The following is a 25,776-nucleotide window of genomic DNA, read 5'->3' on the forward strand; positions in this document are numbered from 1 at the left end:
GAGGGGACGGGGGCTGGACGGGGGCTCAGGGCGCGGGCTCGGTCACATGGTCGATGAGACGCTCGACGCATCCCAGCAGCTCCGGCTCCAGGTCCCGGTACGACCGCACCCGCCCCAGAATCCCCTGCCAGGCCGCCCCGGTGTTCTCCGGCCACCCCAGCGCCCGGCACACCCCCGTCTTCCAGTCCTGCCCGCGCGGCACCCGCGGCCACGCCTCGATGCCCAGGGACGACGGCTTCACGGCCTCCCAGATGTCGATGTACGGGTGGCCCACGACCAGGGCGTGATCGCTGGTCACCGACGCGGCGATCCGGGATTCCTTGCTGCCGGGGACCAGGTGGTCGACCAGGACGCCGAGGCGGGCGTCCGGGCCGGGGCCGAAGTCGGCCACGATCGCCGGGAGGTCGTCCACGCCCTCCAGGTACTCGACGACCACGCCCTCGATACGCAGGTCGTCGCCCCAGACCCGCTCGACGAGTTCGGCGTCGTGGCGGCCCTCGACGTAGATACGGCCGGCGCGGGCCACCCGGGCGCGGGCGCCGGGTACGGCGACCGAACCGGAGGCGGTGCGGGCGGGCCGCGACGGCGCCGCCGACGGCCGGACGAGCGTCACCACCCGGCCCTCCAGCAGGAACCCGCGCGGCTCCAGCGGGAACACGCGGTGCTTGCCGAAGCGGTCCTCCAGGGTCACCGTGCCCGCCTCGCAGCGGATCACCGCGCCGCAGAAGCCGGTGCCGGGCTCCTCGACCACCAGGCCGGGGTCGGCCGGGACCTCGGGGGCCGGCTTGGGCTTCTTCCAGGGCGGGGTCAGGTCCGGGGAGTACTGGCGCATTCGGATGACGATAGGAGAAGCCCGGCCCGAATCTCCCCCGCGCTCAGCGCGACACGCCGAAACGGAGCGCCAGCGCGTCGCGCTGGGCCCGCACGAACGCCGCGTCCACCACCGCCCCGTGCCCGGGGACGTACAGCGCGTCCTCGCCGCCCAGGTCCAGGAGGCGGTCCAGGGCGGCCGGCCAGTGGGCGGGGACGGCGTCGGGACCGGCCTGGGGTTCGCCGGACTCCTCGACCAGATCGCCGCAGAAGACCACCTCGGGCGTGCCCGGCACCAGGACCGTCAGGTCTTGGGCGGTGTGGCCGGGCCCCACGTTCGCCAGCAGCACCTGGAGGCCGCCGCCCAGGTCGAGGGTCCACTCGCCGCAGACGTGGTGGCGGGGGCGGACGAGGAGGTCGGCGGACTCGGCGGCGGTCCCGGGGTCGAGGCCGTTGCGTACGGCGTCCGTGCGGAGGGCGTCGCTCTCGGTGGCCAGGACCGCGTCCAGGCCGACCGCGCCGAAGACCTCCACACCGGCGAACGCCGCCGCCCCGAAGACATGGTCGAAGTGGGGGTGGGTGAGCGCGAGATGTGTCACACGGGCGCCGGCGAGCAGCCCGTGCGCCTCGGTACGCAACCGCGCGCCCTCCCGCAGGCTCGAACCCGCGTCGATCAAGAGGGCCGATCCGTCCCCGACCACCAGCCCGACCGTGCAGTCCCAGCCGGGAAGGCGGCACCGCCCGACCCGGGGCGCCAATCCCTGCCACCCGAACTCTTCCCAAGTCACCGTCATGACCCGACGCTAGCTGTAGCGGCCGAGGGCCGGCCGCTGCCACGTACCCGTCGGTAGGGAAACAGGACGGAAGCGGCACGGAAGCAACGCGCAAGCAGTGCGCAGGCCGCACGGAGGCGGGGCGGAGGCGGCCCGGAAGCGGTACGACATCGCCGGACAGGTCGGTACACGTCGGCATGACAAGGCTGGACCGGCCTTGCCGGGGGCGTACCCCACCGCCGTACACTGGGCGGGGAGTGTTGGCACTCGCCCGGGGTGAGTGCCAAGGGGGAGTCACCGGAGAGCGGACTGGAGGTGTGCGCGATGCTCAGTGAACGCAGGCTCCAGGTGTTGCGCGCCATCGTCCAGGACTATGTGGGCACCGAGGAGCCGGTCGGTTCCAAGGCGCTCACCGAGCGCCACAACCTCGGCGTCTCCCCGGCGACCGTCCGCAATGACATGGCGGCGCTGGAGGACGAGGGCTTCATCGCCCAGCCCCACACCAGCGCGGGCCGCATCCCCACCGACAAGGGGTACCGGCTCTTCGTCGACAAGCTGGCCGGCGTCAAGCCCATGACCCCGCCCGAGCGGCGCGCCATCCAGAACTTCCTGGACGGCGCCGTCGATCTCGACGATGTCGTGGCACGCACCGTACGGCTGCTGGCGCAGCTGACGCGGCAGGTCGCCGTCGTGCAGTATCCGTCGCTCACCCGGTCGACGGTGCGGCACGTGGAGCTGCTGTCCCTGGCGCCCGCGCGGCTGATGCTCGTGCTGATCACGGACACGGGACGGGTCGAGCAGCGCATGGTCGACTGCCCGGCGCCCTTCGGAGAAACGTCACTCGCGGATCTGCGAGCACGGCTCAACAGCCGGGTCGCGGGCCGCCGGTTCACCGATGTGCCGCGGCTGGTCGAGGACCTGCCCGAGGCGTTCGACATCGAGGACCGGGGCACGGTCACGACGGTGCTCTCCACCCTGCTGGAGGCGCTCGTCGAGGAGAGCGAGGAGCGGCTGATGATCGGCGGTACCGCCAATCTCACCCGCTTCGGACATGACTTCCCCCTCACTATCCGGCCCGTTCTGGAAGCCTTGGAGGAGCAGGTCGTCCTCCTCAAGTTGCTTGGCGAGGCCGGGGATTCGGGCATGACCGTACGCATCGGTCATGAGAACGCGTATGAGGGACTCAACTCCACGTCCGTCGTCTCAGTCGGCTACGGTTCGGGCGGCGAGGCAGTAGCGAAACTGGGCGTGGTCGGACCTACGCGCATGGATTATCCGGGAACGATGGGAGCGGTAAGAGCGGTGGCACGGTACGTCGGACAGATCCTGGCGGAGTCGTAAGTGGCCACGGACTACTACGCCGTACTCGGCGTGCGCCGCGACGCTTCCCAGGACGAGATCAAGAAGGCGTTCCGGAGGCTCGCTCGCGAGCTGCATCCGGACGTCAACCCCGATCCGAAGACCCAGGAGCGGTTCAAGGAGATCAACGCCGCTTACGAGGTGCTCTCGGATCCGCAGAAGAAGCAGGTCTACGACCTCGGCGGCGACCCGCTGTCCCAGGCGGGTGGCGGTGGAGCCGGTGGCTTCGGCGCCGGCGGCTTCGGGAACTTCTCGGACATCATGGACGCCTTCTTCGGCACGGCGTCGCAGCGCGGCCCCCGGTCGCGTACGCGCCGTGGCCAGGACGCGATGATCCGGCTGGAGATCGACCTCGACGAGGCGGCCTTCGGCACGACGAAGGACATCCAGGTCGACACCGCCATCGTCTGCACGACGTGCAGCGGCGAGGGCGCGGCTCCGGGCACCACCGCCCAGACCTGTGACATGTGTCGCGGGCGCGGTGAGGTCTCGCAGGTCACCCGGTCCTTCCTCGGCCAGGTCATGACCTCGCGGCCCTGCCCGCAGTGCCAGGGCTTCGGCACGATCGTCCCGAACCCCTGCCCCGAGTGCGCGGGCGACGGGCGGGTGCGGTCGCGGCGGACCCTGACCGTGAAGATCCCGGCCGGTGTCGACAACGGCACGCGTATCCAGCTGGCCGGTGAGGGCGAGGTCGGGCCCGGCGGCGGTCCCGCCGGTGACCTGTACGTCGAGATCCACGAGCTGCCGCACGCGATGTTCCAGCGGCGCGGTGACGATCTGCACTGCACGGTGACGCTTCCGATGACCGCGGCGTCTCTGGGTACGAAGGTGCCGCTGGAGACGCTGGACGGTCTTGAGGAGGTCGACATCCGGCCGGGGACCCAGTCCGGGCAGTCGATTCCGCTGCATGGGCGGGGTGTCACACACCTGCGGGGTGGCGGGCGCGGGGATCTGATCGTCCACGTCGAGGTCCAGACGCCGAGCAAGCTCGATCCCGAGCAGGAGGCGCTGCTGCGGCAGCTCGCCGTGCTGCGGGGTGAGGAGCGGCCGACCGGGCAGTTCCAGCCCGGACAGCAGGGGCTGTTCTCGCGGCTGAAGGACGCGTTCAACGGGCGTTAGCGGTCTGTTGTCGGGTGCGGGTTGTGTGTGGCTGGTCGCGCGGTTCCCCGCGCCCCGGTTTCTCAGGGGCGCGGGGAACCGCGCGACCAGCCCCCACCCGCCTGCGGACAACAACCGGCGCTCCCGAATTCGGCGTAGTTCGAAGGACGTGACAACATGCCGTCATGTCCTCCGCGCTGACCGATCTTTTTCCGCTTCCGATCGTGCAGGCCCCGATGGCGGGCGGTGTCTCCGTGCCGCGGCTGGCCGCCGCCGTGTCCGAGGCGGGCGGGCTGGGATTCCTCGCCGCCGGGTACAAGACGGCCGACGGCATGTACCAGGAGATCAAGGCGCTGCGGGCGCTCACCTCACGCCCCTTCGGCGTGAACCTCTTCATGCCGCAGCCGGAGTACGCCGACCCCGGCGCCGTCGAGGTGTACGCGGAGCAGCTGGCCGGTGAGGCCACCTGGTACGAGGCCGAGCTGGGCGATCCCGACAGCGGCCGCGACGACGGCTACGAGGCCAAGCTGGCCGTGCTGCTCGACAATCCGGTGCCGGTGGTCTCCTTCCACTTCGGCTGCCCGACGCCCGAGGTCATCGAGTCGCTGGCCCGCAAGAACACGCTCACCCTGGTCACCGCGACCTCGGTGGAGGAGGCGCAGGCCGTGGAGCGGTCGGGCGCTCACGCCGTGATCGTGCAGGGCGTCGAGGCGGGCGGCCACCAGGGCACCCACCGGGACGACCCCGAGCGGGACTGCGCCGGCATCGGCCTGCTCTCCCTGGTCGCGCAGGTCCGCGAGGCCGTGGCGCTGCCGATCGTCGCGGCCGGCGGCATCATGCGCGGCAGCCAGATCGCCGCCCTCCTCACCGCGGGCGTGAGCGCGGCCCAGCTCGGCACGGCGTTCCTCGCCACCCCCGAGTCCGGCGCCGCCGCGGTGCACAAGCAGGCGCTGACCAATCCCCTCTTCGTCCGTACCGAGCTGACCCGCGCCTTCTCCGGGCGCCCGGCGCGCGGCCTGGTGAACCGTTTCCTGCGCGAGCACGGCCCCTACGCGCCCGTCGCCTACCCCCAGGTCCACCACCTCACTTCCCCGCTGCGCAAGGCCGCCGCCAAGGCCGGGGACGCGCAGGGCATGGCGCTGTGGGCCGGGCAGGGACACCGGATGGCCCGCGCGCTGCCCGCCGGGGAGCTGGTCGAGACGCTGGCCGTCGAGACCGCCGCCGCGCAGGCCGAAGCGGCCTCCGCCCAGGTCGGCGGCGCCTTTGGGGGCCCGGCGGGGAGTGCGGGCCGATGACCGCGCCGGTGTTCGTGGTGGACGGATTCACCGGCTGGGGATCGGAGATCGTGCTCGACGGCCCCGAAGGCCGGCACGCCGTCTCCGTGAAGCGGCTCAAGCCCGGGGAGGACGTGATCCTCACCGACGGGCGGGGCCGGTGGATCGAGGGTGTGGTGAAGGCCGCCGAGGGCAAGGACCGGCTGGTCGTCACGGACGTGGGGAGCCTCCACGAGGAACCCCCGGCGCGGCCCCGTATCACCGTCGTGCAGGCACTGCCCAAGGGTGACCGGGGCGAAGTGGCCGTCGAGACCATGACCGAGGTCGGCGTCGACGCGATCGTGCCCTGGGCGGCGTCACGCTGCATCACCCAGTGGAAGGGCGACCGGGGGCTCAAGGCCCTCGCCAAGTGGCGGGCCACCGCGCGGGAGGCGGGCAAGCAGTCCCGCCGGGTGCGGTTCCCCGAGATCGCGGACGCGGCCACCGGTAAGCAGGTCGCGGCGCTGCTCGCCGAGGCGGACTTCGCCGCCGTACTGCACGAGAGCGGTGACGACTCGCTGGCCACGGCCGAACTGCCGGCGGCCGGGGAGATCGTGCTCGTGGTGGGGCCCGAAGGGGGCGTGTCGCCGGAGGAGTTGGCGCTCTTCGGCGAGGCGGGCGCGGGGGCGTATCGACTCGGGCCCAGTGTGCTGCGGACGTCTACCGCCGGGACAGCGGCGGGGGCGCTGCTGCTGGGGCGAACGGGGCGCTGGTCCTGACGGGGGTGGGGAGCGCCCCCGCCGCCCCTACCCGTCCCTCCCCCACTCTCGGCTTCGCTCGAGCGGGGGGACCCCCATCCAGGGGCTGCGCCCCTTCGACCCCTCCGTTTTTCGGCTGCGGCAACGTGGGGGCTTGTCGCGCAGTTCCCCGCGCCCCTGAAATGCGGGGCTGCGCCCCTTGCATTTCGGGCCCGGGGGTGTCTGGCCGCATGTGGTCTTTCCCGATGCCGCCGGCGGTGGCAGGCTGCCAGGCATGGGGGCAATGACGCATCTGAGGGCGTATCGGACCGGCGGGCGTCGGCTCCTGCTGGGAGCCGTGCTCGTCGCGGGTCTGACGGCCTGTGAGATGGGCGACGGGCTCAATACCGGAGCGGTCGCGTTCACGACGGATCAGATGGCGACCAAGGAGCTGGAGCAGGAGGGCCTCGACGTCCAGTGGCTCAACTGCACGGCGTCGTACGACAACGACGGCGACAAGAAGTCCGGGTCGCCGTCCTCGTCCGCCTCCACCAACACCGTCGCGAACGTCGACTGCACCGGCGAGGACAAGGAAGGCCGGAAGATCACCGTCACCGGGAAGGTGACGAAGGAGGTCGACGGCAAGTGCGTACGCGGGGACCTGACCGCGAAGGTCGGCGGGAAGGAGTGGTTCCACGTCGATGTGCTGGGCAACTGCAACGCCCCGGACCCGACCGCCGGCGCGGGCTCGGCCGGCCCCGGGCAGCCCGGTCCGACCGTGACGGTGACCGTCACGCAGACCATCTGGTGCCAGAAGGATCCGGCGTGCCTGCCCGAGGGCAAGTGAGGGGACAGGCAAGGGCACAAGCGGCGCCCGGTGCGAGGGACATGATCCAAACCCCTCCCAATCAGGCCGAACGCTGCTTACAGTGACCGGGTGACTCAGCTCGCGTATCTCCGGTATCCGCACCTGCACGGCGACCTGGTCGCCTTCACCGCCGAGGACGACGTGTGGGTCGCGCCTCTCGACGGCGGCCGCGCCTGGCGGGTCAGTGCGGACAACGTGACCGTGAACCATCCCCGGATCTCCCCGGACGGCACCACCGTCGCGTGGACCTCCACCAGGGACGGCGCGCCCGAGGTGCATGTCGCGCCCCTCGACGGCGGGTCCGCCAAACGCCTCACGTACTGGGGCAGTTGGCGCACCCAGGTGCGCGGCTGGACCCCCGGCGGGCAGGTCCTCGCCGTCAGCACGCAGGGACAGGCCAGCCTCCGGCGCAGCTGGGCGAGGGCGGTCCCGCTCGACGGTGGGCCGGCCACCACCCTGCCGTACGGGCCGGTCGGCGATGTCGCCCACGGACCCGCCACCGTGCTGCTGTCCGCGCCCATGGGCCGCGAGGCCGCCTGGTGGAAGCGGTACCGGGGCGGTACGGCGGGCAAGCTGTGGATCGACCGCGCGGCGGAAGGCGGGGAAGGCGGCGCCGAGTTCGTCCGGCTGCACGCCGACCTGGACGGGAACCTCGAATACCCGCTGTGGGTGGGGGACCGTGTCGCGTTCCTGTCCGACCACGAGGGGGTCGGGGCGCTGTACTCCTCCCTCGCCGACGGGTCGGACCTGCGGCGGCACACGCCGGTCGACGGCTTCTACGCCCGGCACGCGGCCACCGACGGCACCCGCGTCGTGTACTCCTCGGTCGGTGAGCTGTGGGTGCTGGACGACCTGGACGGGGCCGAGCCGCGCAGGCTCGACATCCGGCTGGGCGGGCAGCGCGTCGACCTCCAGCCGTTCCCGGTGAACGCCTCCCGCTGGTTCGGCTCCGCCTCGCCCGACCACACCGCCCGGGGCAGCGCCGTCTCCGTACGCGGCTCCGTCCACTGGATCACCCACCGCTCCGGCCCCGCCCGCGCGCTCGCCGCCGAGCACGGGGTCCGCGCCCGGCTGCCGCGCACCTTCCGGGTGGAGGGCGAGGAATGGGTGGTGTGGGTGACGGACGCGGAGGGCGACGACGCCCTGGAGTTCGCCCCCTCGACCGGCGTCGGCCCCGGGGCGACCCCGCGCCGGCTCGCCGCCGGGCAGCTCGGCCGGGTCCTCGGGCTCGCCGTGGCACCGGACGGCAGCCGGGTCGCGGTCGCCGCGGACGACGGGCGGGTCCTGCTCGTCGAGCGGGAGACGGGAGAGGTCCGGGAGGTCGACCGGAGCGAGGAGGGCGAGGTGTCCGGGCTGGTCTTCTCGCCCGACTCGGCCTGGCTCGCCTGGTCGCACCCCGGCGCGCGCCCCCTGCGCCAGCTCAAGCTCGCCAACACCGCCGACCTGTCCGTCACCGAGGCGACCCCGCTGCGCTTCCAGGACTTCTCACCGGCGTTCACCCTCGACGGCAAGCACCTCGCCTTCCTCTCCGCGCGCGCCTTCGACCCGGTCTACGACGAACACGTCTTCGACCTCCACTTCGTCAGCGGCGCCCGCCCGCACCTCATCACGCTCGCCGCGACCACCCCGTCCCCCTTCGGGCCGCAGCGCCACGGCCGGCCGTTCGAGGCGCCCGACAAGGACGAGACCCCGGACAGCGAGGGCGCCCCCGCGACCCGGATCGACCTCGAAGGGCTCGCCGACCGGATCGTCCCCTTCCCGGTCGAGGCCGCCCGCTACACGACGCTCCGCGCCGCCAAGGACGGAGTCCTGTGGCTGCGCCACCCGGTCACCGGCGTCCTCGGCCACTCCCGGGCCACCCCCGAGGACCCCGACCCGAAGACCTCCCTGGAGCGGTACGACCTCGCCCAGCGGCGCCTGGACCACCTCGCCTCCGACGCCGACCACTTCTCCGTCAGCGGCGACGGCAAGCGGGTCCTGCTGTGGACCGACGGCAAGCTCAAGGTCGTCCCCAGCGACCGGCGCGCCTCGAACGACGACGAGAGCGACACCAACATCACCGTCGACCTCTCGCGCGTACGGCAGACCGTGGACCCGGCCGCCGAGTGGCGCCAGATGTACGACGAGGCCGGCCGCCTCATGCGGGACAACTTCTGGCGCCCGGATCTGGGCGGGGTCGACTGGGACGGCGTACTGGACAGGTACCGGCCCGTCCTCGACCGGCTCGCCACCCACGACGACCTGGTCGACCTGCTGTGGGAGGTGCAGGGCGAGCTGGGCACGTCCCACGCGTACGTGACCCCGCGCGGGCGCGGCGGCTCCGGCGACCGGCGGCAGGGGCTGCTCGGGGCGGACATCTCCCGGCACGAGGACGGCAGCTGGCGGATCGACACGGTGCTGCCGTCGGAGACCTCCGATCCCGACGCGCACGCGCCGCTCGCCGCGCCCGGGGTGGCCGTGCGGGCCGGGGACGCGATCGTCGCCGTGGGCGGGCAGCCGGTCGATCCGGTCGCCGGGCCCGGGCCGCTGCTCGTCGGTACGGCGGGCAAGGCGGTCGAGCTGACCGTCCTGCCGTCGGGGGGTGGGGATCCCCGGCACGCCGTCGTGGTGCCCATCTCCGACGAGGAGCCGTTGCGGTATCACGCGTGGGTGGCGGACCGGCGGGCCTATGTCCACGAGAAGTCCGGTGGGCGGCTCGGCTATCTCCATGTGCCGGACATGGTCGGCTCCGGGTGGGCGCAGCTCCATCGGGATCTGCGGATCGAGGTCGCTCGGGAAGGGCTGGTCGTGGACGTCCGGGAGAACCGGGGCGGTCATACGTCGCAGCTCGTGGTGGAGAAGCTGGCTCGGCGGATCGTCGGGTGGGATCTGCCGCGGGGGATGCGGGCGACCAGCTATCCGGACGACGCGCCTCGGGGGCCTGTTGTCGCTGTGGCCAATGAGTTCTCCGGGTCTGACGGGGACATCGTGAACGCGGCGATCAAGGCGTTGGGGATCGGGCCGGTGGTGGGGACGCGGACGTGGGGTGGGGTTGTCGGGATCGACAGTCGGTATCGGCTGGTGGATGGGACGTTGGTGACTCAGCCGAAGTACGCCTTCTGGTTGGAGGGGTATGGGTGGGGGGTCGAGAATCATGGGGTCGATCCGGATGTGGAAGTGGTGCAGGCGCCGCAGGACTATGCGGCCGGGCGTGACCCCCAGCTCGACGAGGCGATTCGGATCGCGTTGAGTTCGCTTGAGGAGGCTCCGGCGAAGGTGGCGCCCTTGTTGCCGGGTTCGTAGTTCGGCTGCGGGTGCGTGGGGGCTTGTCGCGCAGTTCCCCGCGCCCCTGAAAGCGAAATGCACGGGGCGCGGCCCCTGCTTTTCAGGGGCGCGGGGAACTGCGCGGGCAACCACGACCCAGCCGCACGCGCCAACGGACCCGAACCCCCGGTCTCGATCGCGGGACTGGATACGATGCTGCCGTACTCGATCAACCGGCGGCGAGGAGGCAACGTATGGCAGGGGAGCCGCAGGGCGACTGTCTGTTCTGCAAGATCGTGGCGGGGCATGTACCGGCGACGATCGTGAGGGAGACGGAGACGACCGTCGCGTTCAGGGACATCAACCCGCAGGCGCCGACGCATGTACTGGTGATTCCGAAGGCGCACTACGAGGACGCCGCGACCCTCGCCACCGCCGCGCCGGCCCTCGCCGCGGACGTGCTGCGGGAGACGCAGGCGATCGCGGACGAGGACAAGCTGGAGAGCTACCGGATCGTGTTCAACACGGGCACCGGGGCCGGCCAGACCGTGTTCCACGCGCACGCGCACGTCGTCGGCGGGCGCGGCCTGCACTGGCCTCCCGGATAACGAGCCATGTCCGTACGTGAATTGGTGGTCCTCGGTACCGCCAGCCAGGTTCCGACCCGGCACCGCAACCACAATGGCTATCTGCTGCGCTGGGACGGCGAGGGGATCATGTTCGATCCCGGCGAGGGCACGCAGCGGCAGATGCTGCGTGCCGGGGTCGCCGCGCACGACCTGAACCGGATATGCGTCACCCACTTCCACGGGGACCATTCGCTGGGTCTCGCGGGTGTCATCCAGCGCATCAACCTCGACCGGGTCCCGCACGACGTCACCGCCCACTACCCGCGCTCCGGACAGCGGTTCTTCGACCGGCTGCGGTACGCCACCGCGTACCGGGAGACGGTCCAGTTGACCGAAGCGCCGGTCGAGGGGGTGGGCGGGGTGCTGGCCGCCACGCCGTCGTACACCCTCGACGCGCGCGAGCTGTCGCACCCCGTGGAGTCCTACGGGTATCGGCTCGTCGAGCCCGACGGGCGCCGGATGCTGCCGGAACGGCTCGCCGAGCACGGGATCAAGGGGCCGGACATCGGGCGGATCCAGCGGGAGGGCGCGATAGGCGGGGTCTCGCTCGACGACGTGAGCGAGGTGCGGCGCGGGCAGCGGTTCGCGTTCGTCATGGACACCCGGCTGTGCGACGGGGTGTACGCCCTCGCGGACGCCGCCGACATGCTCGTCATCGAGTCCACGTTTCTTGATGAGGATGTCCAACTCGCCGTCGACCACGGTCATCTGACCGCCGGTCAGGCCGCCTCGGTGGCCCGTGACAGCGGCGTACGGCATCTCGTGCTCACCCACTTCAGTCAGCGGTACTCCGAGCCGGAGGAGTTCGAGCGGCAGGCGCGGGCCGCGGGGTTCGAGGGGGAGCTGACCGTGGCGCACGATCTGCTCCGGGTACCGGTTCCGAAACGGCGGTAAAGCGGCCGTACGATGCTTTGATGTCCCTCCCCAAAGCCGAACTGCACCTCCACATCGAAGGCACCCTGGAGCCGGAGCTGGCCTTCGAGCTGGCCGGCCGGAACGGGGTCGCGCTGCCGTACGCGGACACGGACGCGCTCCGCGAGGCGTACGAGTTCGACGACCTCCAGAGCTTTCTGAACCTGTACTACGAGCTGATGGCCGTGCTCCGCACCGAGCAGGACTTCGCGGACCTCGCCGACGCCTATCTCACCCGCGCCGCCGCCCAGGGGGTGCGGCACGCGGAGATCTTCTTCGATCCGCAGGCCCACATCGCGCGGGGCGTGGGGATGGGAACGGTCGTCGAGGGGCTGTGGCGGGCGTTGGGGAGGAGTGAGGCGACGCACGGGGTCTCGACGCAGCTGATCATGTGTTTTCTGCGGGACGAGTCCGCCGCGTCGGCCCTCGACACCCTGGCGGCGGCCGAGCCGTATCTCGACCGGATCGTCGGGATCGGGCTCGACTCCGCCGAGGTCGGGCACCCGCCGGCCAAGTTCCGTGAGGTGTACGAGGCGGCCGCCGCGCTGGGGCTGCGGCGCGTGGCGCACGCGGGGGAGGAGGGGCCGCCGGAGTACATCACCGAGGCCCTCGACATCCTCGGCGTGGAACGCGTCGACCACGGGCTCCGGTGCATGGAGGACCCGGCCCTCGTCGAGCGGCTGGTGCGGGAGCGGATCCCGCTGACGCTGTGCCCGCTGTCCAACGTACGGCTGCGCGCCGTCGACACCCTCGCCGACCACCCCCTGCCCACCATGCTCGACGCGGGCCTGCTGTGCACGGTCAACTCCGACGACCCCGCCTACTTCGGCGGCTACGCCGGTGACAACTTCGACGCCGTACGGCGCACGCTCGGCCTGAGCGAGGACCGGCTGCGCGAACTCGCCCGCAACTCGTTCACCGCGTCCTTCCTGGAGCACGACGAGGAGCGGCGGGCCCGTTGCATCGCCGAGGTGGACGCGTACGAGTTCGGATGACGGCCCGGCGGGGGCGGAGAGAACGCGCCGGGAACGTGTCGGGAACGCGCCGCTCGGGAGATGGCAATGAGTCGGGCGCGCGGGACCATCCGCGCGACCCCCACGTACTCGGTGTCCGCGTGTGCGCCGCCTCCCACCGCACCCGGGCCGTCCAGCGTCGGACAGGCCACCGCCGCGGTGTAGTTGCCGTCAAAGGTGCCTCCGACGGCCTCCGACGGCGATCCCCCGCAGCGGCTCCTCGCCCAGTTCCGCGGCGAGCCGGGAGGCGAGGGTGAACAGTTCGGCGGCCTCGTCCCCGGTGCCGCGGAACAGCTGGTCCGGCGGACGGGCGACATCAAGAGGGTGCCCGGAGCGGCTGCACGTCCTGTGGTGAGGGCAGGGGTGACGGGTGCCGGGGGTCAGGCCGAGCGGCGGAAGCCGATCGTGGGGACCGCGCGGCGCAGGGGCCAGGGGCCGGCCTGCTCCTCGGGGAGGAAGTCCGCCAGGAAGGCGTACCGGCGCAGGGCCGCGGGGTCCTGTCGGTCCAGGGACCGCACCTGGCGCCACCACGCGCCGATCTCGCACCAGCCGGGCGCGGACAGCGAGCCGCCGAACTCCTGGACGGACAGCGCGGCGGTCAGACCGGCGAAGGCCAGCCGGTCCGCCAGCGGCCAGTCCGCCAGGGTGCCGGTGACGAAACCGGCCACGAACACATCGCCCGCGCCCGTGGGGTCCATGGCCTCCACGGCGATGGCCGGCACCTCGGCCGTCTCGCCGGTCCGGCCGTCCACCGCGTACGCGCCGTCCGCGCCCAAGGTCACCACGGCCACCGGGACGTGGTCGGTGAGGGCACGGGCGGCGGCCCGGGGGCACCCGGTGCCGGTGTACCGCATCGCCTCCTGCGCGTTGGGCAGGAACGCCTCGCAGTGCGCGAGGTCGGGGAGCCCCGCCAGGTCCCAGGCGCCGGTCTCGTCCCAGCCGACGTCCGCGAAGATCCGGGTGCCCCGGCCCGCGGCCTGCGCGATCCAGGGGGCGCGTACGCCGGGCGTGAGGGAGGCGACGGCGGCGCGCGCCTCGGGCGGGCACTCCGGCGCGGGCTCCTCCGGGGGCGCCGCGTGCCCGTGCGAGACCATCGTGCGCTCGCCCTCGTACGCCATGGAGACGGTGACCGGGGAGTGCCAACCGGGGACCGTACGGGACGTGGACAGGTCGATGCCCTCGCCCTGCTCCAGGGCGTCCCAGCAGTACTCCCCGTAGTGGTCGTCCCCGAAGGCGGCGGCGAGCGAGGTCTTCAGGCCCAGGCGGGCCAGCGCCGTGGCCATGTTCGCCACACCGCCGGGGCTCGACCCCATTCCGCGTGCCCAGGACTCGGTCCCGCGCACCGGGGCGGAGTCGAGCCCGGTGAAGATGATGTCGAGGAAGACGGTGCCGGTCAGATAGACGTCCCGGGGCGGGTCACCCGGCCCGCGCACGGATCTCAGCGGGTCGACCTGCGGTCGGCGGTGTGGACGTTCTCCCTTGAACGCGGTCACGGTGTGCTCCCTGGCGTGGTGCGGATCCAGCCAGTCTGCACCAAGCGCTCCGCTGGGTGGGGCGGGTCATGCTGTTGTCGGGCCTCGGTGCGCCGTGGGGGGCGGGGATTCGCCCCCGCCGCCCCTACCCGTCCCCTCCCCAGGGGCTGCCGCCCCTTCTGCCCCGCTTTTCGCCTTCCCGCTCGGTCCCAGGAGGGATTTGGCGGGTGCGGCGCGCGGGGGTTGTTCGCGCAGTTCCCCGCGCCCCTTGAGGGGCGCTGTGCGCGCCCTGTCGTTGCGGCCTCCGCCTCTTAGCAGAAGGACGCTCAGGGCGGCCAGGAAGCCGATGACTGTGAGGCCTACCAGGCCGCCTTTTGTGGAGCCGGTGGTGTCCTCTATCAGGCCGAAGGCGGTGGGGGCGACGAAGCCGCCCAGGTTGCCGATGGAGTTGATCAGGGCGATGCCGGGGGCGGCCCGGGCGTCCAGGTAGCTCTGGGGGATCGTCCAGAAGATCGGGGAGGCGGGCTTGAAGCCCATCGCCGCGATGCACAGCGCGCCCAGCCCCACCCATGGCGACACGAACACCGCGAGGAGTGTGCCGCAGCCGCCGATGAACAGCAGGGTCATCAGCACGGGCCGGCGCTTGCCGATCCGGTCGGAGAACCGGCCGCTCACGAACACCGCCACCAGCGCGCACAGCCAGGGCACCGCCGTGAGAAGCCCCACCTGGAACTCGCCCAGCCCGCCGATGTCGTCCACGATCGACGGCAGCCAGAACGTCACCGCGTACAGGGCGACGTTGATGGCGAAGTAGATCCACAGGAAGAGCAGCATCTGCGGGTCGGCGAGCAGTTCGAGGGGACTTCGAAGATGGCGTACGCGATGAAGAAGATGCCGGCGCCGAGTCCGAAGGCGGCCGCCGACAGGCCTACGTCCGCGCGGAGCTGGTCCTGGGCGAAGCCGAGGTTGACCCGGTCCATGTAGTTCGCCACGAACATGATGAAGAAGAGGGGGACCACTCGGCGGAAGATCTTGTGGATGGCGGATTGGACGGCGGGGGAGTGGGTTTCGGGGGGCTGGTGGGGGTGGGGGGTTGCTGCTGGCACGAGCGGCTCCGATCGTGGGCAGGGGGAGAGGAAGGGAGGGGGGAAGGGGGAGGGAGGGGGAGGGAGACGAGCGGTGGGTGGGTGGGTGCGGGGGCCGGTGGGGGCTTGTCGCGCAGTTCCCCGCGCCGCTGAAAGAACGGGGCTGCGCCCCTGTTCTTTCGCTACCAGCGGGGCACGGTCGGTGTGACCCAGTCCGGGTCGGCGACGCGCATCGCCGCCGCGTCGTCGCGGTCCTTCAGCGCGCCGTCGTCCGCCAGCCAGCGTCGGTGGAGGAACTCCAGCTTGTCGCGGTCGAGTTCGACGCCCAGGCCGGGTGCGTCGGACACCCGTACCGATCCGTTCTCGAAGGTGAGGCGTTCCGTCAGGACGTCCTCCGACTGCCATGGGTAGTGGGAGTCGCAGGCGTGGTGGAGGTCGGGGACCGTGGACGCGACGTGGGTCATCGCGGCGAGGCTGATACCGAGGTGGGTGTTGGAGTGCATCGAGACGGCGACGCCGAACGTGCGGCAGATGGCGGCCAGTTCGCGGGTGTTGCGCAGGCCGCCCCAGTAGTGGTGGTCGGAGAGGACGACCTGGACGGCGCCCTTGGTGAAGGCCTCCTTGATCTCGGCGAAGGTCGTCACGCACATGTTGGTGGCGAGGGGGACGTCCGTCCGCGCGGCGACCTCGGCCATGGCGGGCGTGCCGAGCGCCGGGTCCTCCAGGTATTCGAGGACGTCGGCCAGCTCGGCCGCGACGTTGAGCGAAGTCTCCACGGACCAGGCGCCGTTGGGGTCGAGGCGCAGCGGATGGCCCGGGAACGCCTCGGCCAGCGCGTGGATCGCGGCGATCTCCTCCTCGGGCGGGAAGACGCCGCCCTTGAGCTTGAACGACGTGAAGCCGTACCGCTCGGTGAACTTCCGGGCCTGCTCGACGACCCCGGCCGGGTCCACGGCCGCCCCCCAGTCGTCCTTCTCGCAGACGACGCCCTCGGGGTGGTCCGCCCACTTGTAGAAGAGGTACGCGCTGTACTCCACCGCGTCCCGCACCTTGCCGCCGAGCAGCGCGTGCACGGGCAGCCCCAAGGCCTTGCCGAGCGCGTCCAGGCAGGCGACCTCGAAGGCCGAGACGACGGACAGCCGCAGCTTGTCGGCGGTCTGCACACCGCGCAGACCACCCACATCGACCTGGCCCGACACCCGGGACCCGTCGACCGCCACCTCGTCGGCCAGGACGAACAGCCCGTTCAGGTCGCTCACCGAGCGGCCCACCAGCTTCGCCGCGAACGGCCGGGCCAGCTCCAGATACTTGGTGTCGCCGTACGTCTCACCGACGCCCGTGGTCCCGTCGGCGGTCACGACCTCCACGATCAGCCGCGGGGTGTACGGCTGGTGCACCCCCTGCGTGTTCAGCAGCGGCGGGTCGGCGACCAGGATCGGGGTCAGCCGGACCTCGGTGATGGTCAGGTCGCGGGTCGCGGTCACAGGGCGGCTCCTACGGTCGGGACGGCGGGCTGCACGGCGGGCTGTGCGGCGGCGGGCCTCACCGCGGGCTTCACGGCGGCGGTGAGGTCGGCGGCGAGGTCGAGGCCGGTGGACAGGAGTTTCTCCAGGTCGGCCAGGTCGGCGGGCGAGGGGTCGGTGAGCGGGGCGCGTACCGGGCCGACCGGGCGGCCGCGCAGCCGTGCCGCCGCCTTGACCAGCGAGACGGCGTACCCGGCCCGCCGGTCGCGCAGTTCGACGAGCGGTACGTAGAACTCGCGGAGCAGCCTCTCGGTCACCTGGTCGTCGCCGCGCCGCAACGCGCCGAAGAAGGTGCCGGCGATCTCGGGCGCGAAGGCGTGCACGGCGGAGGAGTAGGCGGGGACGCCCACGGTGGCGTAGGCGCGGGCCTGGATCTCGGCGGTGGCGGCGCCGTTGAAGAAGAGGAAGCCCTCGGGCGCGGCGAGGGTGAGGCGCTGGAGCCGGTCGAGGTCGCTGTGGCCGTCCTTGAGGCCGACGACGCCCGGGATACGGGCGATCCGCCGCAGCGACTCGGCGGTGAAGGCGACCTGGCCGCGCTGGTAGGCGATGAGGGGCAGCCGGGTCCGTACGGCGATCTCCTCCAACTGCCTGACCAGGCCGTCCTGCGGGGCGGCGACCAGGTAGTGCGGCAGCACGAGCAGCGCGTCGGCGCCGGCCTCCTCGGCGATCCGCGCGAACCGTGCGGCCTGCGCCCACCCGTAGCCGACGCCGGCGACGACGGGCACCCGGCCCGCCGTGACCTCCACGGCGGCGGTCACGACCTGCCGGTACTCGTCCTCGTCCAGCGAGAAGAACTCGCCGGTGCCACAGGCGGGGAAGACGGCACCGGGGCCGGTGGCGACCTGTGCGTCGAGGTGGGCGCGGCAGCCGTCGAGGTCGAGGGAGCCGTCGGCGCGGAAGCTGGTCAGAGGGAACGACAGGACGCCCTCCGCCATGCCGCGCCGCAGCCGCCGGACCGTGTCCGTACCGGGGTCCGTATCGAGTTCCGTGCCGAGGGCCGTACCGGGACTCACCGTGCTCATCTCCCTATGTAGACGTCATCTACGTATGGAGATGGAGATTAGGTAAGCGAACACCAGCCGTCAATGGTCGTGCGCGCCCCTATTACGATCGGCACATGTCGGAGACAGCGGCCGCGGATGGAGCGGGTGGCGTGGGCGGCGCCGGGGGTGTCCGTGAGGTGAAGTCCGCGGCGCGCACGGTCGACCTGCTGGAACTGCTGGCCGCGCGCGGCGACCGCCCCGCGCGCCTCCAGGAACTGGCGGACGAGCTCCAGGTCCCGCGCAGCTCGATGTACGCCCTCCTCCAGACCCTGATCGGCCGCGGCTGGGTCCGCACGGACACCACCGGCTCCCTGTACGGCATCGGCATCCGCGCCCTGCTCACCGGCACCAGCTACCTGGACTCCGACCCGCGCGTACGCGCCGTACGCCCCTACCTCGACGAGGCCTCCGAGGCCCTCGGCGAGACCATCCACCTGGCCCGTCTGGACGGCATGGACGTGGCCTACCTGGCCACCCGCGAGTCCCACGAGTACCTGCGCACGATCAGCCGCGTCGGCCGCCGCCTCCCCGCCCACGCCGGCGCCCTCGGCAAGGCCCTCCTCGCCGAACGCCGCGACACCGACCTGCCCGAGGGCCCCTACGAGGCACTCACCCCCAACACCCACACCACCCGCGAGTCCCTCGCCGCCGACCTCGCCGCCATCCGCGCCCGCGGCTACGCCGTCGACCGCGAGGAGGGCGTCACCGGCATCGTCGGCTTCGGCTTCGCCCTCCGATCCGACGTCCCGGCGCAGGACGCCATCAGCTGCTCCGCACCGGTGGCCCGCCTGAACCCGGAGCACGAGCGCCGGATCGTGGCGGTGATGAGGGAGATCAGGGCGAAGATCGAGGCGACGGCCCCGGGCGGAGCCGGCTCGCCGGTCTGGCGCTGAGCCGGAGAGGCCACAGCGAGGCCCGAGCTCTCCCGCAGCCCGCGAAAAGCCCTACGGCACTGTCAGCGCATCGTCGTACTCTTGAACCACAAGGCCGCCTTGCGGCGGTCATGCCTCATCGAGGAGGACGTGCAGGCCTACAGAGCCGGCCCATGACTCAGACACCCACAGCTCACACCCCCGCGCAGGGGAAGGCGAGAGCACAGTTCACCGTTCCGGCGGCCCACCCCATGGTGACCGTCCTGGGTTCGGGAGATTCCCTCCTGCGCGTGATCGAGAAGGCCTTCCCGGCGGTCGACATCCATGTCCGGGGCAATGAGATCAGCGCGGTCGGCGACGCCCCCGAAGTCGCTCTCGTCCAGCGCCTGTTCGACGAGATGATGCTGGTGCTCCGCACCGGACAGCCGATGACGGAGGATGCGGTGGAACGCTCGATCGCCATGCTGAGAGCGAGTGACAACGGACAGAGCGACGGCCAGGAGACCCCGGCCGAGGTCCTGACCCAGAACATCCTGTCCTCGCGCGGCCGCACGATCCGCCCCAAGACGCTCAACCAGAAGCGGTATGTCGACGCCATCGACAAGCACACCGTCGTCTTCGGCATCGGCCCCGCCGGCACCGGCAAGACCTACCTCGCCATGGCCAAGGCCGTCCAGGCCCTCCAGTCCAAGCAGGTCAACCGCATCATCCTGACCCGCCCGGCGGTCGAGGCGGGCGAGCGCCTCGGCTTCCTCCCCGGCACCCTCTACGAGAAGATCGACCCGTACCTGCGCCCGCTGTACGACGCGCTGCACGACATGCTGGACCCGGACTCGATCCCCCGGCTGATGGCGGCGGGAACCATCGAGGTCGCGCCGCTGGCGTATATGCGGGGCAGGACCCTGAATGACGCCTTCATCATCCTGGACGAGGCCCAGAACACGAGCGCCGAGCAGATGAAGATGTTCCTCACCCGCCTCGGCTTCGACTCGAAGATCGTGATCACGGGTGACGTGACGCAGGTCGACCTGCCGAGCGGCACCAAGTCGGGTCTGCGGCAGGTGCAGGACATCCTGGAGGGCCTCGACGACGTGCACTTCTCCCGACTGTCGTCCCAGGACGTCGTACGGCACAAGCTGGTCGGCCGTATCGTCGACGCGTACGAGAAGTACGACAGCGAGAACGGTACGGAGAACGGCACCCACCAGGGCGCCCGTAACAAGCGGAAGTAGACAAGCCAGCACCATGTCGATCGACGTCAACAACGAGTCCGGAACCGAGGTCGACGAGCAGGCGATCCTCGACATCGCCCGCTACGCGCTGACGCGGATGCGCATCCACCCCCTCTCCGAGCTCTCGGTGATCGTCGTGGACGCCGACGCCATGGAGCAGCTGCACATCCAGTGGATGGACCTGCCCGGTCCGACGGACGTCATGTCCTTCCCGATGGACGAGCTGCGGCCGCCGTCGAAGGACGACGACGAGCCGCCGCAGGGTCTGCTCGGCGACATCGTGCTCTGCCCCGAGGTCGCCGAGAAGCAGGGCAAGGACGCGCAGACGCAGCACTCCATGGACGAGGAGCTCCACCTCCTCACCGTCCACGGAGTGCTGCACCTGCTCGGCTACGACCACGAGGAGCCGGACGAGAAGGCCGAGATGTTCGGCCTCCAGGCGGCCATCGTGGACGGCTGGCGTGCGGAGAAGGGCCTGACCGGCCCGTCCCCGGCCCCGACCGTCTCATGAGCCCCACCCTCGTCTCCGGCGCGATCGCCCTGGTCGTCGTCGCCTGGCTCGCCGCCTGCGCGGAGGCGGGCCTCGCGCGCGTCTCCAGCTTCCGCGCCGAGGAGGCCGTACGGTCCGGGCGGCGCGGCAGCGCCAAGCTCGCCCAGATCGCGGCCGACCCGACCCGCTATCTGAACGTCGCGCTCCTTGTGCGTGTGGTCTGCGAGATGGCCGCCGCCGCGCTCGTCACCTACGCCTGTCTGCAGGAGTTCGACCGGACCTGGGAGGCCCTGGCCGTCGCCATCGGCGTCATGGTCCTCGTGTCGTACGTGGCCGTCGGGGTCTCCCCGCGCACCATCGGCCGCCAGCACCCCCTGAACACGGCCACGGCGGCGGCGTACGTGCTGCTGCCGCTGGCCCGCGTCATGGGCCCGATCCCGTCCCTGCTCATCCTGATCGGCAACGCGCTGACGCCCGGCAAGGGCTTCCGGCGCGGCCCCTTCGCCTCCGAGGCCGAGCTGCGCGCGCTGGTGGACCTCGCCGAGAAGGAGTCCCTGATCGAGGCCGAGGAGCGCCGCATGGTGCACTCGATCTTCGAGCTGGGCGACACCCTCGTACGCGAGGTGATGGTCCCGCGCACCGACCTGGTCGTCATCGAGCGCTACAAGACGATCCGCCAGGCCCTGACGCTCGCCCTGCGGTCCGGCTTCTCGCGCATCCCGGTCACCGGGGAGAGCGAGGACGACATCGTCGGGATCGTGTACCTGAAGGATCTGGCCCGCAAGACGCACATCAGCCGGGACGCCGAGAGCGAACTGGTGTCCACGGCCATGCGTCCCGCCGTCTTCGTCCCCGACACCAAGAACGCCGGTGACCTCCTGCGCGAGATGCAGCAGGAGCGCAACCACGTCGCCGTCGTCATCGACGAGTACGGCGGCACCGCCGGCATCGTCACCATCGAGGACATCCTGGAGGAGATCGTCGGTGAGATCACCGACGAGTACGACCGTGAGCTGCCGCCGGTGGAGGAGCTGGGCCACGACCGGTACCGGGTCACCGCCCGCCTCGACATCACCGACCTCGGCGAGCTGTACGGCCTGGATGCCTACGACGACGAGGACGTGGAGACCGTGGGCGGCCTCCTCGCCAAGGCCCTGGGCCGTGTCCCCATCGCGGGTGCCTCCTCGGTCGTCTTCCTGCCCGACGAGCGTGAACTGAGGCTCACGGCGGAGGCCGCCGCCGGCCGCCGGAACAAGATCGTCACGGTGCTGGTGGAGCCGATCGACCCCGCCGGGGAGCCGGAGGAGGAGAAGAAGCCGGAGTGAGCCCCGACGAGCTGCGCGACCTCTGCCTGTCCTTCGGCGAGGCCGTCGAGGACTTCCCCTTCCGCCCCGAGATCTCCGTCTTCAAGGTGCTGGGCAAGATGTTCGCCCTTAGCTGGACGGACCAGCGGCCCCTGAAGGTCAACCTCAAGTGCGACCCCGAGGACGCGGTCCGGCTGCGCACCGAGCACCCGGGCCTCATCGCCCCCGGCTACCACATGAACAAGCGGCACTGGAACACGGTGACGGTCGACGGCGACCTCCCCGACCGCCTGGTCAGGGAGCTCGTCGAGGACTCGTACGACCTGGTGGTGGCCGGTCTGCCACGGGCCGAACGGCTCCGTCTCGACCGGCCCTGAGCCGGGCCGGTACGAGACCCCGTGCGGACGCCGGTCAGGAGATTCCGGGGCGGGGTGAGCCGCCGGGCGGTGGAGGCGGCTACGTATGCTCGGCTCATGACCGACAGCAGCGCGCTCGACCCCGAGGACCGCAAGATCGTCACCCTGGCCCGTTCCGCGCGGGCCCGCAACGGCGTGCCCGAGGGGGCGGCCGTACGGGACGAGACGGGCCGTACGTACGTCGCCGGGACCGTGGCCCTGGAGTCCCTGCGGCTGAGCGCGCTGCGCACAGCGGTCGCCATGGCGGTGGCCTCCGGCGCCAAGTCCCTGGAGGCGGCGGCCGTCGTGACCGAGACGGAGACCGTCTCCGACGAGGACCGGGCCGCCGTACGGGACCTCGGCGGTCCGAAGACGCCGGTGCTGTTGGCGGGACCGGACGGCTCGGTGAGCGCGACCGTGACGGCGGGCTGACGCCCGCCCGCCTCGGCCGCGTCGGCGTCGACGCCGGGTACCCGGCTGCCCTTGATCACGAGTGTCCGCGTCGATGCCCCGAGGAGAGTCACTTCCGCGCCCCGGCGCGCCTCAGCGCGCCACAGCCCCCTGCCGCGCGTCCAACAGTTCCCGCTCCGGCGGCCGCGACTCGTCGTAGGAGAGCACTCGTAGAGGGTAGTGATCTTGGAATCGTGCCGCCAAGGGGTGCCCCCGCCATAGTGTTACGGCCGGTAACAGTTCTCCGGGTCGCGTGAGAATCATGCGCGGACGAGTGGACACCCGGGGCCGGGCGGTGACAAGCCGTGCGGGATGGGGCAGAACGCCTCGACGGGCGGGCCCCGTCGGCGGGCCGGGTCCGTGCCGGGCGTAGGTCTTCGGCCACTTTCGCCGACCCTTGGCGGAAGCGGGGAACACCCCTTGCAATCTTGGGCCGCCCGCGTCTCAATGGACCCGTTCTCATGGCGGACCGTCAGATTCCGCCGCGCGGCCGCGCACTGTTCCGCCCCCACATGGCAAAGCCCGTACCGGGCCGTACAAGGCTTCCCCAGGCCTTGTACGCCCGTACCAGGGAAGGGAATACGCTCGATGAGACGCATACGACTCGGCGCCGGCGCGGCGCTCGTGGCAGGGACGCTGGCCGTCACCGGCCTCGCGCTCGCCCCGACCGCCGTGGCTGTCACCCCGGACGTCGCGACGATCAACGCCACCTGCACGATCGGCGGTTCCGGCGTGGCCACGCTCACGGCCACCCAGGACGGCACCTCCGCCACGATCACGGTCTCCTCCGAGGAGATCACCGCTCCGATCGCCCTCGCCGAGGACTCGATCCAGTCCACGCTCACCCTCGTGAACGCGAGCGGCGGCACGACCGCCTTCACCGGTACCGAGAACCCGGCGCTGGCGCTCGGCGACGGCGTCACCGTCGGCCCCCTCACCGGCACCGTCGCCCCCGGCGACAGCCTGGAGGCGTTCGGCGGCTCGCTCCAGATGGTGATCCTGGGCTTCACCGTGACGTGCACGGCCGGCGAGGCACAGTCGCCCGGGCCGTTCGTCTTCGACTGAGCCGAGAGCTCATGAGATGAGGGGTGGTGCCGCCTGCCCGGCGGTACCACCCCTCGTCGTGCCTGCGCCGTCAGAGCGCGTCGGGCCCCCGCTCGTCCGTCCGCACCCGCACCACCGTCTCCACCGGCAGCGCCCACACCTTGCCGTCGCCGATCTTCCCGGTCCGGGCGGCCTGCACGATCGTCTCGATGACGGCATCGGAGTCGGCGTCCTCGACGATGATCTCGATACGCACCTTGGGGACGAGGTCGACCTGGTACTCGGCGCCCCGGTACACCTCGGTGTGGCCGCGCTGCCGGCCGTAGCCGCTGGCCTCGCTGACGGTCAGACCGTGCACGCCCGCCTCCTGCAGCGCGGTCTTGACCGCGTCGAGGCGGTACGGCTTGACGATCGCGGTGATGAGCTTCATGCCTGGGCCTTGGCCTTCTGTGCGGAGGGATCGGAGGGATCGGAGGGATCGGAGGGATCGGAGGGATCGGAGGGATCGGAGGGAGAGGGAGTGGAGAGGGCGGTGGGCGACTGGACGGACGCGGTGACCGGGGCACCATGGCCCAGGACGCCGTGATCGTATGCCGTCCCGGCGTGCACCGTAAGGTCGAGACCGGTGTGCTCGTGCTCCTCGTCGTCGGCTGTGCCGCGGGTCATTCGGAGATGTGGCAGGTACTTGTCCGAATGAGCGGTGTGGATCAGGGACAATGGGCGCCATGAGCGTTCGTATCCAGTCATCCGAGCAGCCGGCCGAGGCCCCCCACCGTGCCGGCTTCGCCTGCTTCGTGGGCCGCCCCAACGCGGGCAAGTCCACCCTCACGAACGCTCTGGTCGGCCAGAAGGTGGCGATCACGGCGGACCAGCCGCAGACCACGCGGCACACGGTGCGCGGCATCGTGCACCGCCCGGACGCCCAGCTGATCCTGGTCGACACCCCGGGCCTCCACAAGCCGCGCACGCTGCTGGGCGAGCGCCTCAACGACATCGTCCGCACCACGTGGGCCGAGGTCGACGTGATCGGTTTCTGTCTGCCGGCGAACGAGAAGCTCGGCCCCGGTGACCGTTTCATCGCGAAGGAGCTGGCGTCCATCAAGAAGACGCCGAAGATCGCGATCGTCACGAAGACCGACCTCGTGGACAGCAAGACGCTCGCCGAGCAGCTCATCGCGATCGACCAGCTCGGCAAGGAGCTGGGCTTCGAGTGGGCCGAGATCGTGCCGGTCTCGGCGGTCGCCGACAAGCAGGTGGACCTGCTGGCCGACCTGATCGCCCCCCTCCTCCCGGAGGGCCCCGCCCTCTACCCCGAGGGCGACCTCACCGACGAGCCCGAGCAGGTCATGATCGCGGAGCTCATCCGCGAGGCCGCCCTGGAGGGCGTCCGCGACGAGCTGCCCCACTCCATCGCTGTCGTCGTCGAAGAGATGCTCCCCCGCGAGGACCGGCCCGCGGACCGGCCGCTCCTCGACATCCACGCCTTCGTCTACATCGAGCGCCCCAGCCAGAAGGGCATCATCATCGGCCCCAAGGGCAAGCGCCTGAAGGAGGTCGGCATAAAGTCCCGCAAGCAGATCGAGGCCCTGCTCGGTACCCCGGTCTTCCTCGACCTCCACGTGAAGGTCGCCAAGGACTGGCAGCGCGACCCCAGACAGCTGCGGAAGCTGGGCTTCTGAGCGAAACCGCCGCCGCCACGGAGAACCGGGGCGGCGGCCGGCATGGTTGCAGGCGGCCAGCTGAGCGTTGGTGAGGGGCTTGCCCTTGGGCCCGGTGACCGGACAACGGCGGCTGTCGTCATCGATGTTGGGCAGCATCAGCGCTCCCCGGCCGACGCTCCAGCCGTTCTCCCCTGCGGTGTCGGTCGCGCCGGTGACGTCGACGCGCCCGTCCCGGTTCACGTCCACCCGCAGATCGGTCGGCGGCGCCCCGGCCGCGAAGGCGGCGGGCACGGCGAGGGAGGGCGTCGCGAGCAGGGCTCCGGACACAGCGAGCACGGCTATCGCCTGCCGTGCGTTGCTCTGCCGTGCGTTGCTCTGCCGTGCGGGGCGGGTTCGGGAGGATCTGGATGAACGCGTGGGCACAGTGCGTCCCTTCGGCGGCGGGGCTGGTCAGCACTGAAGACCGGTGAGCGCGCACATCCGTTGCCTGTGGGCCGCCTGTGGAATGAG

General features: G+C 71.6%; 24 protein-coding genes and 2 pseudogenes. 17 read left to right on the forward strand and 9 right to left on the reverse strand.

The window, feature by feature from the left end; translation table 11 throughout:
* Positions 1-25: 25 nt before the first annotated feature.
* Complete coding sequence (locus I8N67_RS13355) at positions 26-832, reverse strand: DUF3097 domain-containing protein (RefSeq protein WP_200303268.1); 807 nt, start codon at positions 830-832, stop codon at positions 26-28.
* Between the two features lie 43 nt (positions 833-875).
* Entirely contained in the window at positions 876-1,604 is a 729-nt protein-coding gene (locus I8N67_RS13360) for an MBL fold metallo-hydrolase (RefSeq protein WP_200303269.1), read from the reverse strand.
* 303 nt (positions 1,605-1,907) lie between these two features.
* Here I8N67_RS13360 and hrcA point away from each other — a divergent pair, with 303 nt between their 5' ends.
* The 9 genes from hrcA to I8N67_RS13405 all read left to right on the forward strand — a co-directional run bounded on the left by hrcA (position 1,908) and on the right by I8N67_RS13405 (position 12,677).
* Positions 1,908-2,924: a heat-inducible transcriptional repressor HrcA gene (gene hrcA, locus I8N67_RS13365; RefSeq protein ID WP_200303270.1), complete on the forward strand. Its 1,017-nt coding sequence runs from the start codon at positions 1,908-1,910 to the stop codon at positions 2,922-2,924.
* Positions 2,925-4,061 carry a molecular chaperone DnaJ gene (gene dnaJ / locus I8N67_RS13370; protein ID WP_200303271.1) on the forward strand — a complete coding sequence of 379 codons (1,137 nt, stop codon included), beginning with the start codon at positions 2,925-2,927 and terminating at the stop codon, positions 4,059-4,061.
* A gap of 164 nt (positions 4,062-4,225) precedes the next feature.
* Positions 4,226-5,335, forward strand: coding sequence for a nitronate monooxygenase (locus I8N67_RS13375; protein WP_200303272.1), 1,110 nt, complete (start codon positions 4,226-4,228; stop codon positions 5,333-5,335).
* The gene (locus I8N67_RS13380) at positions 5,332-6,072 is read left to right on the forward strand and encodes a 16S rRNA (uracil(1498)-N(3))-methyltransferase (RefSeq protein ID WP_200303273.1); all 741 of its coding nucleotides are present in this window, start codon (positions 5,332-5,334) and stop codon (positions 6,070-6,072) included. Before I8N67_RS13375 ends, I8N67_RS13380 begins: the two co-directional genes overlap by 4 nt.
* A gap of 253 nt (positions 6,073-6,325) precedes the next feature.
* Entirely contained in the window at positions 6,326-6,877 is a 552-nt protein-coding gene (locus tag I8N67_RS13385) for a hypothetical protein (protein WP_372443697.1), read from the forward strand.
* Positions 6,878-6,967: 90 nt separating this feature from the next.
* Positions 6,968-10,180 carry a S41 family peptidase gene (locus I8N67_RS13390; protein WP_200303274.1) on the forward strand — a complete coding sequence of 1,071 codons (3,213 nt, stop codon included), beginning with the start codon at positions 6,968-6,970 and terminating at the stop codon, positions 10,178-10,180.
* A gap of 215 nt (positions 10,181-10,395) precedes the next feature.
* Positions 10,396-10,749, forward strand: a complete 354-nt coding sequence (locus tag I8N67_RS13395) for an HIT domain-containing protein (protein WP_200303275.1) — start codon at positions 10,396-10,398, stop codon at positions 10,747-10,749.
* A 6-nt stretch (positions 10,750-10,755) separates the two neighbouring features.
* Positions 10,756-11,664 carry a ribonuclease Z gene (locus tag I8N67_RS13400; protein ID WP_200303276.1) on the forward strand — a complete coding sequence of 303 codons (909 nt, stop codon included), beginning with the start codon at positions 10,756-10,758 and terminating at the stop codon, positions 11,662-11,664.
* 20 nt (positions 11,665-11,684) lie between these two features.
* Positions 11,685-12,677 carry an adenosine deaminase gene (locus tag I8N67_RS13405; RefSeq protein ID WP_200303277.1) on the forward strand — a complete coding sequence of 331 codons (993 nt, stop codon included), beginning with the start codon at positions 11,685-11,687 and terminating at the stop codon, positions 12,675-12,677.
* Between the two features lie 398 nt (positions 12,678-13,075).
* Here I8N67_RS13405 and I8N67_RS13410 read toward each other — a convergent pair whose 3' ends face one another.
* The 4 genes from I8N67_RS13410 to I8N67_RS13430 all read right to left on the reverse strand — a co-directional run bounded on the left by I8N67_RS13410 (position 13,076) and on the right by I8N67_RS13430 (position 17,797).
* Positions 13,076-14,188: a carbohydrate kinase family protein gene (locus I8N67_RS13410; protein WP_200303278.1), complete on the reverse strand. Its 1,113-nt coding sequence runs from the start codon at positions 14,186-14,188 to the stop codon at positions 13,076-13,078.
* A gap of 66 nt (positions 14,189-14,254) precedes the next feature.
* A complete protein-coding gene (locus tag I8N67_RS42550; protein WP_234045638.1) occupies positions 14,255-15,295 on the reverse strand; it encodes an MFS transporter in 1,041 nt (346 codons plus the stop codon).
* Positions 15,296-15,434: 139 nt separating this feature from the next.
* On the reverse strand, positions 15,435-16,736 hold the full coding sequence (locus I8N67_RS13425; protein WP_200303280.1) for a glucarate dehydratase family protein: 1,302 nt from the start codon (positions 16,734-16,736) through the stop codon (positions 15,435-15,437).
* Positions 16,733-17,797: a 5-dehydro-4-deoxyglucarate dehydratase gene (locus I8N67_RS13430; RefSeq protein ID WP_234045617.1), complete on the reverse strand. Its 1,065-nt coding sequence runs from the start codon at positions 17,795-17,797 to the stop codon at positions 16,733-16,735. Before I8N67_RS13430 ends, I8N67_RS13425 begins: the two co-directional genes overlap by 4 nt.
* 95 nt (positions 17,798-17,892) lie before the next feature.
* Here I8N67_RS13430 and I8N67_RS13435 point away from each other — a divergent pair, with 95 nt between their 5' ends.
* From I8N67_RS13435 to I8N67_RS13465, 7 genes are all read left to right on the forward strand, one after another.
* Positions 17,893-18,711 carry an IclR family transcriptional regulator gene (locus tag I8N67_RS13435; RefSeq protein WP_200303281.1) on the forward strand — a complete coding sequence of 273 codons (819 nt, stop codon included), beginning with the start codon at positions 17,893-17,895 and terminating at the stop codon, positions 18,709-18,711.
* A gap of 152 nt (positions 18,712-18,863) precedes the next feature.
* Positions 18,864-19,922 (forward strand): PhoH family protein, encoded by a 1,059-nt coding sequence (locus tag I8N67_RS13440; RefSeq protein ID WP_200303282.1) that lies wholly within the window; start codon positions 18,864-18,866, stop codon positions 19,920-19,922.
* Positions 19,923-19,935: 13 nt separating this feature from the next.
* On the forward strand, positions 19,936-20,433 hold the full coding sequence (gene ybeY / locus I8N67_RS13445) for an rRNA maturation RNase YbeY (RefSeq protein ID WP_200303283.1): 498 nt from the start codon (positions 19,936-19,938) through the stop codon (positions 20,431-20,433).
* Positions 20,430-21,737, forward strand: a complete 1,308-nt coding sequence (locus I8N67_RS13450) for a hemolysin family protein (RefSeq protein WP_200303284.1) — start codon at positions 20,430-20,432, stop codon at positions 21,735-21,737. Before ybeY ends, I8N67_RS13450 begins: the two co-directional genes overlap by 4 nt.
* On the forward strand, positions 21,734-22,093 hold the full coding sequence (locus tag I8N67_RS13455) for an MmcQ/YjbR family DNA-binding protein (protein ID WP_200303285.1): 360 nt from the start codon (positions 21,734-21,736) through the stop codon (positions 22,091-22,093). The genes I8N67_RS13450 and I8N67_RS13455 overlap by 4 nt, the downstream gene beginning before the upstream one ends.
* A gap of 96 nt (positions 22,094-22,189) precedes the next feature.
* Positions 22,190-22,543, forward strand: a complete 354-nt coding sequence (locus I8N67_RS13460; RefSeq protein WP_200303286.1) for a cytidine deaminase-like protein — start codon at positions 22,190-22,192, stop codon at positions 22,541-22,543.
* Positions 22,544-23,149: 606 nt separating this feature from the next.
* Entirely contained in the window at positions 23,150-23,626 is a 477-nt protein-coding gene (locus I8N67_RS13465; RefSeq protein ID WP_200303287.1) for a hypothetical protein, read from the forward strand.
* Between the two features lie 70 nt (positions 23,627-23,696).
* On the opposite strand, the gene I8N67_RS13470 is transcribed toward I8N67_RS13465, so the two are convergent.
* On the reverse strand, positions 23,697-24,035 hold the full coding sequence (locus I8N67_RS13470) for a P-II family nitrogen regulator (protein ID WP_200303288.1): 339 nt from the start codon (positions 24,033-24,035) through the stop codon (positions 23,697-23,699).
* Positions 24,032-24,262: pseudogene (locus I8N67_RS13475) on the reverse strand (hypothetical protein); the annotation flags it as partial. The gene I8N67_RS13470 and the pseudogene I8N67_RS13475, both read right to left, overlap by 4 nt.
* Positions 24,263-24,321: 59 nt before the next feature.
* Between I8N67_RS13475 and era the strand changes: the two are divergent.
* Positions 24,322-25,284, forward strand: coding sequence for a GTPase Era (era, locus tag I8N67_RS13480; protein ID WP_200303289.1), 963 nt, complete (start codon positions 24,322-24,324; stop codon positions 25,282-25,284).
* 39 nt (positions 25,285-25,323) lie between these two features.
* Here the strand turns inward: era and I8N67_RS44595 are convergent.
* Positions 25,324-25,602, reverse strand: a pseudogene (locus I8N67_RS44595) (protein-arginine deiminase domain-containing protein); the annotation flags it as partial.
* Positions 25,603-25,776: the final 174 nt, after the last annotated feature.

This window comes from Streptomyces adelaidensis, assembly GCF_016598475.1.
GTDB classification, from domain to species: domain Bacteria; phylum Actinomycetota; class Actinomycetes; order Streptomycetales; family Streptomycetaceae; genus Streptomyces; species Streptomyces adelaidensis.

What these genes read in the sequence shown, in the direction of transcription:
- I8N67_RS13355 (WP_200303268.1), bottom strand. Translation starts at nt 832, where the DNA reads ATGCGCCAGTACTCCCCGGACCTGACCCCGCCCTGGAAGAAGCCCAAG.
- I8N67_RS13360 (WP_200303269.1), bottom strand. Translation starts at nt 1,604, where the DNA reads ATGACGGTGACTTGGGAAGAGTTCGGGTGGCAGGGATTGGCGCCCCGG.
- hrcA (WP_200303270.1), top strand. Translation starts at nt 1,908, where the DNA reads ATGCTCAGTGAACGCAGGCTCCAGGTGTTGCGCGCCATCGTCCAGGAC.
- I8N67_RS13375 (WP_200303272.1), top strand. Translation starts at nt 4,226, where the DNA reads ATGTCCTCCGCGCTGACCGATCTTTTTCCGCTTCCGATCGTGCAGGCC.
- I8N67_RS13380 (WP_200303273.1), top strand. Translation starts at nt 5,332, where the DNA reads ATGACCGCGCCGGTGTTCGTGGTGGACGGATTCACCGGCTGGGGATCG.
- I8N67_RS13385 (WP_372443697.1), top strand. Translation starts at nt 6,326, where the DNA reads ATGGGGGCAATGACGCATCTGAGGGCGTATCGGACCGGCGGGCGTCGG.
- I8N67_RS13395 (WP_200303275.1), top strand. Translation starts at nt 10,396, where the DNA reads ATGGCAGGGGAGCCGCAGGGCGACTGTCTGTTCTGCAAGATCGTGGCG.
- I8N67_RS13400 (WP_200303276.1), top strand. Translation starts at nt 10,756, where the DNA reads ATGTCCGTACGTGAATTGGTGGTCCTCGGTACCGCCAGCCAGGTTCCG.
- I8N67_RS13405 (WP_200303277.1), top strand. Translation starts at nt 11,685, where the DNA reads ATGTCCCTCCCCAAAGCCGAACTGCACCTCCACATCGAAGGCACCCTG.
- I8N67_RS13430 (WP_234045617.1), bottom strand. Translation starts at nt 17,797, where the DNA reads ATGAGCACGGTGAGTCCCGGTACGGCCCTCGGCACGGAACTCGATACG.
- I8N67_RS13435 (WP_200303281.1), top strand. Translation starts at nt 17,893, where the DNA reads ATGTCGGAGACAGCGGCCGCGGATGGAGCGGGTGGCGTGGGCGGCGCC.
- I8N67_RS13440 (WP_200303282.1), top strand. Translation starts at nt 18,864, where the DNA reads ATGACTCAGACACCCACAGCTCACACCCCCGCGCAGGGGAAGGCGAGA.
- ybeY (WP_200303283.1), top strand. Translation starts at nt 19,936, where the DNA reads ATGTCGATCGACGTCAACAACGAGTCCGGAACCGAGGTCGACGAGCAG.
- I8N67_RS13450 (WP_200303284.1), top strand. Translation starts at nt 20,430, where the DNA reads ATGAGCCCCACCCTCGTCTCCGGCGCGATCGCCCTGGTCGTCGTCGCC.
- I8N67_RS13460 (WP_200303286.1), top strand. Translation starts at nt 22,190, where the DNA reads ATGACCGACAGCAGCGCGCTCGACCCCGAGGACCGCAAGATCGTCACC.
- I8N67_RS13465 (WP_200303287.1), top strand. Translation starts at nt 23,150, where the DNA reads ATGAGACGCATACGACTCGGCGCCGGCGCGGCGCTCGTGGCAGGGACG.
- I8N67_RS13470 (WP_200303288.1), bottom strand. Translation starts at nt 24,035, where the DNA reads ATGAAGCTCATCACCGCGATCGTCAAGCCGTACCGCCTCGACGCGGTC.
- era (WP_200303289.1), top strand. Translation starts at nt 24,322, where the DNA reads ATGGGCGCCATGAGCGTTCGTATCCAGTCATCCGAGCAGCCGGCCGAG.